The organism is Pseudomonas sp. CM25 (genome assembly GCF_013179705.1).
In the GTDB taxonomy this organism is placed as follows: Bacteria; Pseudomonadota; Gammaproteobacteria; order Pseudomonadales; family Pseudomonadaceae; genus Aquipseudomonas.
In genome coordinates this window covers 1-14524 of sequence record NZ_JABMCW010000126.1, presented here as the reverse complement: position 1 = coordinate 14524, position 14524 = coordinate 1, and the positions used below count along the sequence as shown (strand labels likewise).

Sequence of the window (14524 nt, the reverse complement as noted above, 5' to 3'; positions counted from 1 at the left end):
GTGCTGATGCTCGGTTCCAGCCTGGGCGCGATTGTCGGCCTGGGCCTGGGCGGCTGGATTGCCCAGCAGCATGGCTGGCGCTACGCGTTCCTGTTGATTGGCGCACCCGGCATTTTGCTGGGCTTGCTGCTGTTGCTGACGGTTCGCGCACCGGCCCCGGTGCGTACGCGGCAAGCAGCGAATGAGCCGGGCGAAGGATGGTTGCGTACCCTGACCGAGCTGCTGCGCATGCCTTCGTTCTTGTGGTTGATACTGACTGGCGGTGCAGCGGCCATAGCCGGCTATGCCATTGGTACCTGGAGCCCCAGCTTCCTGATTCGCTCTCATGGCCTGAACATGCAGCAGGCGGGCTTTCTGGTAGGTGTGGTGGGCGGCACGGGCTCGACCATTGGCACCCTGGTCTGCGGCATGCTCACCGACCGCCTGGCCCGGCGTGACGTGGGTTGGCAGATTGGCGTGCCGTTGCTGGGCACGCTGTTGAGCATCCCGTTTGCGCTGGCCTACTTCCTGTGGCCACAAGGGGTGGCGTTTCATATTGGCGACACGCCGGTACCGCAGGCGTTTCTGTTCTACAGCGCGTTCGGTTTCTTTGGCGTGTGGTGGGCAACGCCGTGCCTGGGCGCCATCACGCATTTGTTCCCGGCCCACCGCCTGGCCCAGGCCACGGCGATCTTCGTCATGGCCATGACCTTGCTCGGGGTAGGCCTTGGGCCGTTGCTGATCGGCATGCTCAGCGATGTGTTCCTGCCCAGCCTGCAGGGTGAGTCGCTGCGCTATGCGCTGGCGGCTTCGGTGGTGTTGCTGGTGCTGGCGGCGGGGTTTCTGGCGATGGCGTTGCCGCGGTATCGGGCGCAGATCAAGGGGGTGGCGGCGGGCAAGGTTGTTGGCGCGGTGGCGGTGTAGGGGCGCTGGTGCTTGGCACTGCATTTTGAGCGCCTGTGAAATCGAGCGCCGCCCGCGCGGCGCTCGATTTATGCCCCGGCGAAAATGCCATGCCAGGCACCTGGTAGCCCTCCCCCAACGCCCCGACAAACCTTTCACCTCACAAACAAAAAGGCCTGCCAGGGTTGATCCCTGCCAGGCCTCGTTCACTTCAAGGGGGAACTATCAGTCCATCAACGCCCGATAGCCCGCGCTGCATCCGCCGTATACATGTCCGGGGTGAACTTGCTCTCGTTCAGAATCGGCCCCTTCTTCGCTTCGTTGGTCATGCCGTAACCGGTGTACTGCCCCGAGTTCAGGTCCATGAAGAACTGCGAGCCGGCCTGCCAACCGCTCATGTCCGGGTGGTAGTAATAGTTGACCATCGCATGCTTCCACAACTGCCCACGGGCATCGTAGTTATCGGCCATCACCGCGTTCCAGGTGTCCTCGTCGATGAACAGCACGCGCTTGCCGTAGACATGCCGGTAGCCCTCCTTCAGGTCCGCCTCCACCACCCAGACCCGGCGCAACTCATAGCGCATGAACGCCGGGTTGGGGTGGTTGGGCGTCAGCAGCTCGGCATACTTGACGTTGCCGGCGTTGGCCTTGAAGGCATTGGCCGGGGTGTAGATTTCGCGCTTGCCCAGCAGCTTCCAGGTGTAGCGTTCCGGTGCGCCGTTGAACAGACGGTCCTCGTCCACCGTCATGGTGCCGTTGGTGCCGATCATCGGTTGGTCGTAACCGTACCCCGGCATCTGCCGCACGCGGCGGGTCGACGGGCTGTAGGACCAGGCCTGGCGCGACGAAGTGACGAAGTTGTACGGCTCGTGGGCAATGCTGATCACGCCGTTGTCACGCGCGGGCTTCAGGGTGGTGTTGTAGCTCATCGCCTGGACCATGTCCGAGGTTTTCGGCTCCACCGTTGGCGAGTTGGCCTGGGACAGGTTGCGCGCATGCGCGCGACCCCAACCTATGCTGCCGTTGGGCAACACCGATGCCAGGTCGGAGATCTTCTCCTCGGTGTAGGCACGTGCCGGCAACTGGTGGTTCCACAACACCTCCATGCCGTTTTTCGGGATCGGGAACGGTACCTGGCCCAGCCCCTCGACACCCAGGCCGTCGTTCACCAGCTTGGCATTCACGGCGTTGCTCATCACCCGGCGACACACGTAGTCGGGGTAACGGAAGTCGCGATGGCCGGGATAGATGTTCATCTTGTAGGTGGCGGGGTACTTCTTCAGCAGCGCCTTCTGCCCTTCGCTGAGGTGATCGGCATACTGGTCCATGTTCTGCGCGGTAATCACCAGTATCGGTTTTTCGTCGGCATACGGGTCCACGGGCTGGTCGCCCGAGAACTTCACGTGGTTCCAGCCCGGCACCTCGCCCAGGTACTTGCCGGTGTAGGGCGGGATGGTGCCGGCGGCGTTCCCCGCCTGCTCGGCGCCGACGCAGGTAAGGTCCTTGCCGAGCCTGGCGGCTTCGTCTGCCGGCACGGCGGCGTAGGCGCTGGCCAGCAGCCCGCTGTTGACTGTAATGACGGCGGCGAGCATCACACCTTTTGTTGTTTTCATGTATTGCCTCCTTCGCTGATAAGGCTTCTGGTATGGCTTCATTGTTCGTGTTCCAGGGCGATCGGCATCGTCCGGAGAGACTAAAAAGTCACTCGACGCACAGGCGTGCCTTGAGTTCGGCCTTCAGCACCTTGCCGGTGGCATTGCGCGGCAGCGGCTGATGCAGGCGAAACACCTGGGCGGGTACCTTGTAGGGTGCCAGGCGTGCAGCGATGTAGCCGCGCACCTGTTCATCCGACGGCAGCGTGGCCGGGCTGCCCTGGATTGCCAGCGCCAGCACCTCGCCCATTGCCGGATCGTCGAGGGCAAATGCGGCCGCCTCATCCACGCCCGCCATGTCGCTGATGCAGCTCTCGACTTCAACTGCCGAGATCTTCTCGCCACCCCGGTTGATCAGGTCCTTGACCCGACCGCTGATGTACAGGAAGCCCTGGTCGTCCAGGTAGCCGAGGTCACCGGTGTCCAGCCACCCTGCGCGCACGCTGTCGGCCGTGGCGGCCGGCAGGTTCCAGTAGCCCTCCATCAGCGTCGGCGAGCGCAGCCAGATCACGCCTGAAGTGCCTGGCGGCAAAGGTTGCAGCGGGTCATCACCGATGCGGACCTCGACAATCGGTAACGGCCAACCGGCCGTGGCCGGGCGGTACTCGAAAGGGTCACCGCCGATGGCTGCGCCAATACCGTTGCTCTCGGTCAGGCCGTAACCGCTGCCGCCGATCACCTCGGGCTTGCGGGCGAGCATTTCGGCCAGCAGCCCGGCAGACGACGCACCGCCGCCAAGGCCCAGGCCGAACAGGCTGGCCGTATCGTCACTGCCGTAGCGTTCAGAAGCGAGCAACTGCTGCATCATCACCGGCGCGCCGTTGAACTGGGTGCAGCGCTCATCGCGGATCAGGTCCAGCGCCTGCTCCGGGTCCCACTTGTACATCAGCAGCAACCGCCGGCCAGGGCGGAACGCCGACAGGAACTGGGCGTGCAGCCCACTGACGTGGAACAGCGGGACCGCCATCAACGAGGTGGGCGCGTAGCCACTGGCAAGCATGCCGCCGACCCGTTGGGGCGAGCTCATGGCACAGAAGGCGCCCTGGAACTCCAGTGCCGCCAGGGCCTGGCATACCGCCCGGTGACTGGACAGCACGCCTTTGGCACGGCTGGTGGTACCCGAGGTGTAGAGGATCAGCGCCGGGGCCTCGGGTGGAATTTCTGGCACCGCAAGCACCCGCGGCTCGGCCGCCAGCAGGGCTTCGTAGCGCAGGCAGCCTTCAGGCAATGCAGGCTCGGAGCTGTGCCCTACCACGATGCAGGTATGCCCACCCCGCGTCAGGTCTTCACGCAACATCGCCAGGCGCACTTCATCGCAAAACAGCAGTTGTGCGCCGCTGTCCTCGACACCATGCAGCAGCTCGTCGCGCAGCCCCCAGCTATTCAGTGGCACGCACACCGCCCCACAACGCTGGATAGCGGCGAAGGCCACCAGCCAGGCAGGCTGGTTGCGCATGGCAATCACCACCCGCTCGCCGGGGCGTACCCCCAATGGCCCGGCCAGTTGCCCGGCAAGGCGGTCGACCGCGTCGAAAAAATCATTGAAGGTCAGCCGTTGCTGCTGCCAGATGATGAATTGCTTGTCGCCATGCACGCGGCCGGCGTCGATTACCTGCATCAGGTTGCGCGCAGCGTGACGGAAATACCGCGGGCTGCCATCGGCCGGGCTCACCACTTCAAACGGCGCACCCGGCGCTATCAGCTGCTGCCAGGCCTGTCGCCACAGTTGTATGCTCATCAGGGTTCTCCCACGAGGTTTCAGGCGCAGGCCTGGTCAAGGTCGGCATAGCGCTCGCAGTGGAAGTCCCGGTCGCCAAGGCAAGCTTGCGCCACCCGCACGCGCTTCAGGTACAGGCCGACGTCCAGCTCGTCGGTGACGCCAATGCCGCCGTGCATCTGCACCGCTTCGTTGGCCACCTTCAGCGCGGTATCGCCGGCTTTCCACTTGGCCAGGCTGACCAGGCGACCACGCCGGGCAGCGTCGAGCTCGCCATCATCCAGCGCCGCCAGGCCGGCCATTACCGCACTGCGGGCCAACGCCAGGTCCACATACAACTGCGCGGCGCGGTGCTGCAGGGCCTGGAACGAGCCGATCGGGACATCGAACTGCACCCGTGTCTTGAGGTACTCGAGGGTGGTCTGGAACAACTGCTGCGCCGCGCCCAACAGTTCTGCCGCCAGGCATGCCCGGCCACGGTCCAGCGCGGCGTCCAGCGCCACCCAGCCCTCACCAGGGCAACCCAGCAAGGCGTCGCGGCCAAGCCGGACCTGGTCCAGGCGCAAGCGCCCGCTGTTGCGTGAGTCGATCAACGGCAGCGGGCTGCAGGCCACCCCTGGTGTATCGGCGGGCACCAGGAACAGGCTGATGCCCTGCGCCTCGCCCGGCTGGCCAGCCGTGCGCGCCGCTACCACATAAGCATCGGCACCGACACCATCGACCACCCAGAACTTTTCACCCTGCAGGCAGAAGCCGTCGCCATCGGCCACCGCTGCCAGGGCGATATCACGGGGCTGATGGCGGGCACGTTCATCCACCGCCAGCGCCACACGTCGCTCACCGCTGATCAACGCCGGCAACCAGTCGCCTTGCTGGGTCGGCGAGCCCGCCAGGTGCAGCAGCGAGCCGCCCAGCACCACGCTGGACAGCAACGGCGTCGCTGCCAGGTTGTGGCCGATGGCCTCGAACACCGGGCCCAGGCCCATGCAGCCGAAGTCCAGCCCGCCCTGCGCCTCGGGAAACGGTATCGCGCTCCAGCCCAACGCCACCGCATCGCGCCACACTTGCGGGTCAAAACCGCTGGCCGCGCCCTGATCGCGCAGCCGACGCTGGGCCGCCACCGGGCTGCGGGCGGCAAGAAAATCCCTGGCGCTGTCGGCCAGCAGGCGCTGCTCCTCGCTGTAACGAAGGTTCATGCTTGCACTCCTTTCTTGCCATCAGGCAGGCCAAGCACACGCTTGGCAATGACATTGAGCTGCACTTCCGAAGCACCGCCCGAGATGGTCAGCGCGTAACTGTTCAACCAGGCGCGGGTCACCGCCAGTTCGCGCTCGCTGAAGCTCTCGTGCTGCCAGCCCAGAGCGTGGCCGCCCATGGCGTCGAGCAGCACTTCGAACTTGTCGCGCTCCTGCTCGGTGTGCACCAGTTTCATGATTGCCATCAGCCCGCTGATATCGTCGCCACAGCGGCCCTCCTCGGCCATGCGCTGCACGGTCAGGTTATAGGCGTGCTCGTCCATGGCGCAGGCCACGGCGCGCGCCTGCAAGGCGCATTCGCCCTGGCTGCGCGGCTGCGGCAGGTAGTCGCGCAACAGGGCCAGCAGGTCAAAGTGCGAAGGCAGGCTGAATTCGCCGAACTTCGACATCGCCTTGCGCTCGTGCTGCAGCAGGTACTTGCCCAGGTTCCAGCCACCGTTCAGCGGCCCCACCAGATTGCTTTTCGGCACCTTGACCGAGTCGAAGAACACTTGGCAGAACGCCGACTTGCCGCTGATCAGGTCGATCGGCACGGCCTTCACCCCCGGGCTGCGCATGTCCAGCACGATCAGGCTGATGCCTTCATGCTTGGGCGCCTGGTGGTCGGTGCGCACCAGGGCGTACATCCAGTCGGACTTGTCGCCGTACGAGGTCCAGATCTTGCTGCCGTCGACCACGAAATGGTCACCGGCGTCGCGCGCCGCCATCTTCAGGCTGGCCAGGTCAGAGCCGGCATTGGGCTCGGAGAAGCCCTGGCACCAGCGCACTTCGCCCCGCGCCATGGGCGGCAGCAAGGTGCGCTTCTGTTCCTCGCTGCCGTAGGCCAGCAGCACCGGCCCGAGCATCCAGATACCCAGGTTGATCTGCGGCGGCCGGCAGCGCAGCCGACGCATTTCACTTTCCAGAACCGCCACCTGCTCGGCGTTCAAGCCTGCGCCGCCATAGGCCTGCGGCCACTCGGGGCAGAACCAGCGCTGGTCGCGCATGCGCTCGAACCACAGGCGCGCGTCGTCATTGGGGAACTGCGGCTGGCTGGCCCCCCACACCACATCACCCTCGCCCATGGCCACGCGCATCGACGGCGGGCAGTTGGCTTCCAGCCAGGCACGGGTTTCGTGCCTGAATTGCTCGATCGTGTTCATTGATGCAACCCTCGGCCCAGCCCCGGCCACTGCCGGGGGGCCTTTTGTTGGAATGACGCGGCGGCGCGGGGCGCTCAGCGCTGGTAACGCGGCATGCCCAGGCCGAACTGGGCGATCAGCTCACGCTGGATTTCATTGGTACCGCCGCCAAAGGTCACGGTGACCGACGCGCGCAGCTCGTACTCCAGCTCGCCTTGCAGGGCCGAAGCCGCCGAACCACCGCGTACCAGGCCATTGGCGCCGACGATGGCCGACAGCCGGCGCAAGATCTCGATGGCAGACTCCGAGCCATAGACCTTGGTGGTCGAACTCAGCGCCACATCCATGTGCTCGCGTTCGAGGTTGGCGGCGATGCGCAGGTTGATCAGGCGCATGGCCTCCAGGCGCGCGTAGCATTCACCCAGGGTGCTGCGCACCCAGGCCTTGTCCATCGCCCGGCGGCCCTGCTCGTCGCGGGCGCGCGCCCACAGGTAGACCCTGCGGAACAGGCCCACGACCTTGTCCGACCATGAGCCCAGGCCCAGGCGCTCATGGTTGAGCTGGTCGGTAATCAGCTTCCAGCCGCCATGCAGCTCGCCCACCAGCATGTCGGCGGGTACCCGCACATTGTCGTAATAGGTGGCGGCGGTCGGGTTGCTGGTGGTGGGGATGACCGTGCTGGCAAAGCCTGGCAGACGGGTGTCGAGGATCAGGATCGACACGCCCTTGTGCCGGGCCTGGCTTGGGTCGGTGCGCGCCGCCAGCCAGATGTAGTCGGCCGACTCGGCGCCCGAGGTCCACAGCTTGTTGCCGTTGACCACGAAGGCATCACCGTCCAGCCGGGCGCTGGTGCGCAGCACGGCCAGGTCGCTGCCGGCGTCGGGCTCGGAATAGCCAATCGCGAACATGATTTCGCCAGCGGCGATACCCGGTAGGAAACGCGCCTTCTGCGCGTCACTACCGTGCGCCATCAACGCCGGGCCGACGGTGCTGATGGTCACGAATGGCAGCGGCGCACCGGCAATGTTGGCTTCTTCGAAGAAGATCAACTGCTCGGTGGCGGCGTAGCCCTGGCCACCATGGGCCTTGGGCCAGCCCACCGCCAGCCAGCCATCGCGGCCCATCTGCCGCACCGTCTGGCGGTACAGCTCGCCACCCTCCTGGCCGCGCAGGCGTTCACGCAGCTCGGGGGTCATCAAGGCCTGGAAGTAGTCCCGCACCTTGCGGCGCAGGGCATGTTGCTCGGGGGTAAGATCGACAAACATGCTGTGCTCCTCAGGCCGCGCCCAGTATCAGGCCACTGGTCGGCACGCCGGTACCGGCGGTTACCAGCACGTTCTCGACATCCGCCACCTGGTTGACCGCGGTGCCGCGCACCTGGCGCACCGCCTCGGCAACCCCGTTCATGCCGTGGATGTAGGCCTCGCCCAGCTGCCCGCCATGGGTGTTGATCGGCAACTTGCCGCCCCGGGCATGGTGCCCCGCACGGATGAAGTCCTTGGCCTCGCCACGCCTGGCAAAACCGAACGCTTCCAGCTGCGGTAATACAAAGGGGGTGAAGTGGTCGTAGATCACCGCCGTTTGCAGGGCCTCCGGGCCGAGACCGGACTGGCGATACAGCTCCTTGGCCACCACGTCCATTTCGGGCAGCCCGGTGATGTCGTCGCGGTAGAACGAGGTCATGCTCTGCTGGCCGCAGGTGATGCCCTGGGAGCCGGCCTTGATGGTCACCGGTTTCTGCCGCAGGTCACGGGCCCGCTCGGCCGAGGTGATGACCATGGCCACGGCGCCGTCGGATTCCTGGCAGCAATCGAGCAGGTGCAGCGGCTCGCAGATCCAGCGCGACGCCTGGTGCTCCTCCAGGGTGATCGGCTTGCCGTGGAAGAACGCCTTGGGGTTGCTGGCGGCAAAGTCGCGCGCGGCCACGGCAACCCGGCCGAAGTCCTCGGAGGTGGCGCCATAGGTATGCATGTAACGCTGGGCGAACATGCCCACCCAGGCCGCCGGGGTGTGGAAGCCGTGCGGCATGTACCAGCCGTAATTGACGTTGTCGAAGATCGGCGTGGCGGCAAAACCGTAGCTGCCGCTGCCAAAGCGGTACCAGGAGCGCTCGTTCATGGCCCGATACACCACCACCACCTTGGCTACCCCGGTGGCCACCGCCATGGCCGCGTGCATCACCGGCGCGCAGGCCGCACCGCCGCCGTGCGGCACCTGGGAAAAGAACTTCACATCCTTGCAGCCCAGCAGGCGGGCGATTTCGTACTCCGGCACCTTGTCTACCGAATACGAGCTGAAGCCCTCGACTTCGGACGGGTCGATACCGGCGTCGCGCAGCGCTTCAAGAGTGGCTTCCAGCGCCAGGCGCAGTTCGGTGCGCCCGGAGTTCTTGGAAAATTCGGTCGCGCCCAGGCCAACGATGGCGGCGCGCCCGGAAATGGACAGGTTGCTCATGCTGCTGCCTCCGGTGGTCATGGCAGCACCAGCGCGACCGTGCCGGTCACGTGGTTGCCCATGGAGTTTCGGCCGCTAAGGGTCAGTTCCACTTCGCGGGTTTCGGGGTCGTGGCGGGTGACGCTGGCGTTGAAGGTAAGGCGGTCGCCCGGGTAGTTGGGCACCCCCAGCTTGATCTTCAGCGCGGTGAAGCGCGCCAGCGGGCCGGCCCAGGCTTCGACGAAGCGCTGCACCAGGCCATTGGTGGTGAGGATGTTCATGAACACATGCGGTGAACCCAGTTCACGCGCGGCGTCCAGATCGTGGTGACCGGGGAAGTAGTCGCGCGTGGCAATCGCCCCGCCGGTAATCAGCGCTACCGTGATCGGCACTTCAAGGGTCGGCAGGGTTTCGCCGGGGCGCACGTCGTCAAAGCGCTTGGTGTTCTTCGAGGTCATATTTCCATCCCAGCTTGTCGTTGTCGCTCAGCCAGTCGCCGAGCCGTTCCAGGCAGGCCGCCGCACCGCCCAGGGCAATGCCCAGGGCGCGGCTCCAGTAGAGATAGCGGTGAATCGGGTAGGTCAGGTCGACGCCAATGCCGCCATGCACGTGCTGCGCGACATGACCGATGCGGTGCCCTGCCTCGCAGGCCAGGTAGGCCGTGGCCAGGGCCTCGGAGGGCGCCGGCAGGCCGGTATCCAGGCGGTAGCACAGTTGCCACAACGTGCTGCGCAGGGTTTCCAGGGCAATATGGCTGTCGGCCATGCTCATCTGCACGGCCTGGAAACTGCCAATCGGCCGGCCGAACTGCTCGCGCTCACCGACATACGCCACGGTGCGCCGGATGTGCTCGGCACTGACCCCCAGTTGCAGCGCCGCCAGCGCCGCGATGGCGCGTGGCTCCAGCCAGGACAGGGCAGCGGCAGGCAAGACCCGGTCAGCGCTCACCCGCAGCCCTTCCACCTGCAGGTCGGCAATGGCCTCGCCGTGGGTCAGCACGCCGCAGCTACGGCGTACCGCCGGGGCGTCGAGCTCCAGCAGCAACAGCCGTATCTGGTCGTCCACCCGCACCGGCACCAGCGCTGCGTGTGCCTGGCCACCCAGGGGCAAAGCGGCAACCTGGCCGTCTACCTGCCAGCCTTCGACGCAGGGGGTGGCAAGCAACGCGATGCCATGGGCAGTGCCGAGGCTGTCCAGCGCCAGGCTCAGCAGCCGTTCGCCGCGGGCGGCCTCAGCGGCCAGCCCGGCAGCGTCACCCAGGGCAAAGTTGGCCAGGGTTGCCGCCGCCAGCTGGTGGCGCCACAGCGGCACCTGCGCCAGGCTGCGCCCTTGGGCCTGCAGCACCAGCATCAGCTCGGTCATGCCCAGGCCGCTGCCGCCTGCGCTATCGGGAATGGCCAGGGCATGCAGGCCGGTTTCCTGGCACAACGCCCACAGCGGCGCCATCAGCGCATCGCCGGTGCTGTCCCATTGGCGCAGGTAGTCATCGTGGCAATGGTCGCTGAACAGGCTGTCGGCCATCTGCTCGATCGCCCGCTGGTCTTCGCTCAACTCGAAATCCATGGTCACGCCCTCCTATTCGACCACAGGCCGGAACAACGGCAGGGTCAGTTGCTCATCGAAGGTCTCGAAGGCCACCTGCAAGCGCTGGCCGACCTGCAACTGCTCGCGCTGCACGCCGGTCAGCCCGGCGATCAGGCGCACGCCTTCTTCCAGCTCGATCAGGCCAATCGGGTTGGGGTGCTCGAAGGGCGCGACCTCCGGGTAGTGCATGACCACGAACGAATACAGGCTGCCGCGCCCGCTGGCCTGCACGCTGTCCCACTCGAAACTGTGGCAGTGCATGCATACCGGTGCCGGTGGGTGGCGCAAGGTGGCGCAGGCACTGCAGCGCTGGATCAGCAGCTTGCCTTCGGCGCAGCCTTCCCAGAAGAAGCGGGTATCGTCACTGACCCCGGGCATCGGCCGCCTGGCCTTGGCCGGCTCGGCCTGCGGCTGCGGCGCCGGTTGCGGGTTGGCCGGGCGGAACTTGAACACCCGGAACAACAGCTCGCCCACCGGCTCGTCGCCTTCGGGCTTTTCGACGAAATGGCTCATTACCAGGGTGACGAAGAAACCGGTGCCCAAGGCCGTGGTCTTCTCGTCACCCACGGCCTCCAGGCGGGTGGTGTAGTACAGCCGCTCACCCAGGTACAGCGGCCGGGTAAAGCTCAATTCGGAGTTCACCGCTACCACCGAGGCGTAGCCGTATTCCTCGATAAGCTTCAGCACTTCGTAGGGGTTCTGGTCGGTGGAGCCCGGCGGGTAGTTGTTGGCGTGCAGCCCCTCCATGGTCCACACCTGGAGCATGGCCGGTGGCGCCACCAGCCCTTGATGAGGGCCGGTGCTGGCGAACGCCGGGTCGGTGTAGAGCGGGTTGTCGATGCCCATGATCTCGCACCACTGGCGGATCATCGGCGCGTTCACCGCGTCCCAGGCATACACCCGGCCGTACTGGCGCCCAACCAGGGCGCGCACAGCGCAAAGCAATTGTGGATCAGCCAAAGTCGTCTCCTGCAGCGTTAGGGCAGCGACCCGGATCGGCCACCGCCAGGTGGTCGATCAAGTGGGTTGGGCTTGCGCGGCGTGCAGAAACGCCGGGCGTTCACCGCCGCCGTGCAGCAGCAGGTTGCAGCCGCTGGCGTAACTGGCCAGCGGCGAAGCGATGTACAAACAGGCATTGGCAATGTCGCTGGCGTCGGCCATGCGCCCGGCCGGGATGCCGGCGCTGACGGCCGCGATGCCGTGTTCGCTGCCGTAGTGCAGGTGCGCCTGGTCGGTCAGCACCAGGCCAGGGCTTACCGCCACCACTCGCACCTTGGGCGCCCACTCCACCGCCAGCGACTGCACCAGCGCCAGCACCCCGGCCTTGGCAGCGCCATAGGCCGCCGTGCCCGGCGATGCGCGCAAGGCACTGATACTGCCGATAAAGACGATGCAACCGCCCTGCGGCTGCGCCTGCATCAGCCGGTTGGCGTGCTGCGCCGCATTCAGCGGGGCGATAAGGTTCAGCCGCAGGATGCTCTCGTGAAACCGCGGCGAGGCCGTGGCAGCGACCGCCGAGGGGCTGCCACCGGCATTGTTGACCAGCACATCAAGGCGGCCGAAGTCGCGCTCGATCGTGTCGAAAAGCGCCTGCAGCGAGTCGCCGTCGCGCACGTCGGCGGCGATGAAGGCGGCGCTGCGCCCGCCAGCGCTCGGCAGGTGCTCGGGTGCACTGCGGGCACAGACGATTACCTGCGCACCGGCGGCCAGAAAGCCCTGGGCGATACCCGCGCCGATGCCCTTGCTGCCTCCGGTGACCAGCACCACCTTGCCACTGAAATCAAGCCCCATTGCATGCTCCTGGTTTTTGCTGTCAGGGACGACTCTAGAGGCTATGCGTGGGCCGTACTTCGTCTGAACGGACGATGAATGGGCAAGGGCCGGGGGCAACACTGGCCGCCATCCAACACGTTGCCCGCGAGGAATCCCATGCCTGCCACGCCCGCCCCACCCGTTCTGCTCGAACACCCCTTGCCCGGGGTGGCACTGCTGCGGCTCAACCGCCCACAGGCCACCAATGCCTTGAGCCTGGAGTTGCAGGCGTTGCTGTCGCAGCACTTCAGCACCCTGGCTGGCGACCCGGCGGTGCGCTGCATCCTGCTGACCGGGGGCGACCAGGTGTTCGCCGCCGGTGGCGACATCGGCAGCATGGCCGACGTCGGTCCCATCGATATCTACCAGCGCCATACCGAGCGCCTGTGGGCGCCGATCCAGCATTGCCCGAAGCCGGTGGTCGCCGCCGTGTGCGGCTATGCGTACGGCGGCGGCTGCGAGCTGGCGATGCTGGCCGACCTGATCGTCGCCGGCCGCAGTGCGCGCTTCTGCCAGCCGGAAATCCGCATCGGCATCATGCCCGGCATTGGTGGCACCCAGCGCCTGGTGCGTGCGGTGGGCAAGGCCAAGGCCATGCGCATGGCGCTGACTGGCCAGCCGATCAGCGCCGAGGAAGCCTGGGTGGCGGGGCTGGTCAGCGATCTGGTGGAGGACGACCAGGTGCAGGCCCACGCGCTGGAGCTGGCGCGGGTGATCGCAGCGATGCCGGCGTTGGCTGCGGAGCAGATCAAGGAGGTGATACTGGCGGGGATGGATGCACCGCTGGAGGCCGGGCTGGCGCTGGAGCGCAAGGCCAACGCGTTGCTGTTTGCCTCGCGTGACCAGAAAGAAGGGATGCAGGCGTTCATCGAGAAGCGGGCGCCGCGCTTTGAGGGCTGTTGAGCCCAGCAGCCCATCACCGCAGTCGGTGATGGGCCATACGGCCTAGATCGACATCACCAGCTGTCCACTGTCGATACGCAGCTCCACCCCATTCACGGCCCGCGACTCGTCACTGGCCAGGTACAGCACACTGCCCGCCACATCCTCCGGCAGGCACATGCGGTTCATCGGGTCGCTGTCGATGGTCAACCGCGCCGGGTCGATGCCCTGGGGGAAGCCGCCGCGGGTCATGTCGGTCAGTACGCCGTCCGGGTGCAGCGAATTGCAGCGGATGCGGTACTTGCGGCGCCTGCAGAGTGCCGCCACCGAGCGGGTCAACGCGGCCACCGCGCCTTTGGAGGCGCTGTAGGCCAGGTAGTCGTCACGCCCGGCCAGCGCCGCCACCGACGATACATTGATGATCGACCCGCCCTGGGCTTTCATCAGGGCGATACCGGCGCGGCAGCCAAGAAACACACTGCCGGCGTTGACCCGCATGATGCGCTCCCAATCCTGCAGTGCGGTGTCTTCCACCGTGCCGGTCTGCAGCATGCCAGCATTGTTGAGCAGGATGTCCAGGCGGCCATGGTGCTCGACCAGGCTGTCCATCACCCGCTGCCATGCCGCTTCGCTGCTGGCATCGTGGTGGATGAAGCGGGCGGCCGCGCCGAGCTCGTCGGCCAGGGCCTGCCCGGCCTGGGTGTCGATGTCGCTGATCAGCACCTGCGCACCTTCGGCCACCAGCAGGCGAGCACTTGCCCGGCCTATACCTTTGGCCCCGCCGGTGACCAGGGCGACCTTGCCCTGCACGCGCCCGTTACGCTCGCTCATGATGCCACCTCGCAGTCCACTGCCAAATCCGCGCCCTGCGCCACGGCTGCCCCGGCACGGCGGCCAGAGAACACGCAGTCGGCCAGGGACAGCCCACTGATGTACAGATGTGAAGGAATGCCCAGCGCCGTTCGGCCTGCGGCGAACAGCCCGGCGATTCGCTCACCGCCTGCACCCAGCACCGCGCCGGTGCGTTCGTCTACGCGCAAGCCACCGAGCGTCAGCGCGCCCAAGGGGAAGATCGGGTTGCCCACGGAAATGTCACAGGCGTAGTAAGGCCCTTGCTGCAGCACCTGGCGACCCGCGACCGACTTGCCGAACGGCTCCGGGGCCTGCCCTCGGGCTGCGGCGTTG

14 protein-coding genes are annotated in these 14524 nt (G+C 66.4%); 2 read left to right on the top strand and 12 right to left on the bottom strand.

The window, feature by feature from the left end; all coding sequences use genetic code 11:
* The coding region (locus HP546_RS14970) for an MFS transporter (protein WP_172226732.1) at positions 1 to 903 on the top strand (903 nt) is incomplete at its 5' end.
* A 212-nt stretch (positions 904 to 1115) separates the two neighbouring features.
* Here HP546_RS14970 and HP546_RS14965 read toward each other — a convergent pair.
* The 10 genes from HP546_RS14965 to HP546_RS14920 all read right to left on the bottom strand — a co-directional run bounded on the left by HP546_RS14965 (position 1116) and on the right by HP546_RS14920 (position 12436).
* Entirely contained in the window at positions 1116 to 2495 is a 1380-nt protein-coding gene (locus tag HP546_RS14965; protein WP_172226729.1) for a DUF1329 domain-containing protein, read from the bottom strand.
* 88 nt (positions 2496 to 2583) lie between these two features.
* Positions 2584 to 4272 (bottom strand): class I adenylate-forming enzyme family protein, encoded by a 1689-nt coding sequence (locus HP546_RS14960; RefSeq protein ID WP_172226726.1) that lies wholly within the window; start codon positions 4270 to 4272, stop codon positions 2584 to 2586.
* Between the two features lie 20 nt (positions 4273 to 4292).
* Positions 4293 to 5447, bottom strand: a complete 1155-nt coding sequence (locus HP546_RS14955; RefSeq protein ID WP_172226723.1) for an acyl-CoA dehydrogenase family protein — start codon at positions 5445 to 5447, stop codon at positions 4293 to 4295.
* On the bottom strand, positions 5444 to 6649 hold the full coding sequence (locus HP546_RS14950; protein WP_172226720.1) for an acyl-CoA dehydrogenase family protein: 1206 nt from the start codon (positions 6647 to 6649) through the stop codon (positions 5444 to 5446). The genes HP546_RS14955 and HP546_RS14950 overlap by 4 nt, the downstream gene beginning before the upstream one ends.
* A gap of 74 nt (positions 6650 to 6723) precedes the next feature.
* Entirely contained in the window at positions 6724 to 7893 is a 1170-nt protein-coding gene (locus HP546_RS14945) for an acyl-CoA dehydrogenase family protein (protein ID WP_172226717.1), read from the bottom strand.
* A gap of 10 nt (positions 7894 to 7903) precedes the next feature.
* Complete coding sequence (locus tag HP546_RS14940; RefSeq protein WP_172226735.1) at positions 7904 to 9082, bottom strand: lipid-transfer protein; 1179 nt, start codon at positions 9080 to 9082, stop codon at positions 7904 to 7906.
* Positions 9083 to 9099: 17 nt separating this feature from the next.
* Positions 9100 to 9519, bottom strand: coding sequence for a MaoC/PaaZ C-terminal domain-containing protein (locus tag HP546_RS14935; RefSeq protein WP_172226714.1), 420 nt, complete (start codon positions 9517 to 9519; stop codon positions 9100 to 9102).
* A complete protein-coding gene (locus HP546_RS14930; RefSeq protein WP_172226711.1) occupies positions 9491 to 10624 on the bottom strand; it encodes an acyl-CoA dehydrogenase family protein in 1134 nt (377 codons plus the stop codon). Before HP546_RS14930 ends, HP546_RS14935 begins: the two co-directional genes overlap by 29 nt.
* 12 nt (positions 10625 to 10636) lie before the next feature.
* A complete protein-coding gene (locus HP546_RS14925; protein WP_172226708.1) occupies positions 10637 to 11605 on the bottom strand; it encodes a bifunctional MaoC family dehydratase N-terminal/OB-fold nucleic acid binding domain-containing protein in 969 nt (322 codons plus the stop codon).
* Between the two features lie 57 nt (positions 11606 to 11662).
* Complete coding sequence (locus HP546_RS14920) at positions 11663 to 12436, bottom strand: SDR family oxidoreductase (RefSeq protein ID WP_172226705.1); 774 nt, start codon at positions 12434 to 12436, stop codon at positions 11663 to 11665.
* Positions 12437 to 12574: 138 nt separating this feature from the next.
* Here HP546_RS14920 and HP546_RS14915 point away from each other — a divergent pair, with 138 nt between their 5' ends.
* Positions 12575 to 13360 (top strand): enoyl-CoA hydratase, encoded by a 786-nt coding sequence (locus tag HP546_RS14915; protein WP_172226702.1) that lies wholly within the window; start codon positions 12575 to 12577, stop codon positions 13358 to 13360.
* A 42-nt stretch (positions 13361 to 13402) separates the two neighbouring features.
* On the opposite strand, the gene HP546_RS14910 is transcribed toward HP546_RS14915, so the two are convergent.
* Positions 13403 to 14170 carry an SDR family oxidoreductase gene (locus tag HP546_RS14910; protein ID WP_172226699.1) on the bottom strand — a complete coding sequence of 256 codons (768 nt, stop codon included), beginning with the start codon at positions 14168 to 14170 and terminating at the stop codon, positions 13403 to 13405.
* A partial coding sequence (locus HP546_RS14905) for an FAD-binding protein (protein WP_172226696.1) occupies positions 14167 to 14524 on the bottom strand: 358 nt, incomplete at its 5' end. The genes HP546_RS14910 and HP546_RS14905, both read right to left, overlap by 4 nt.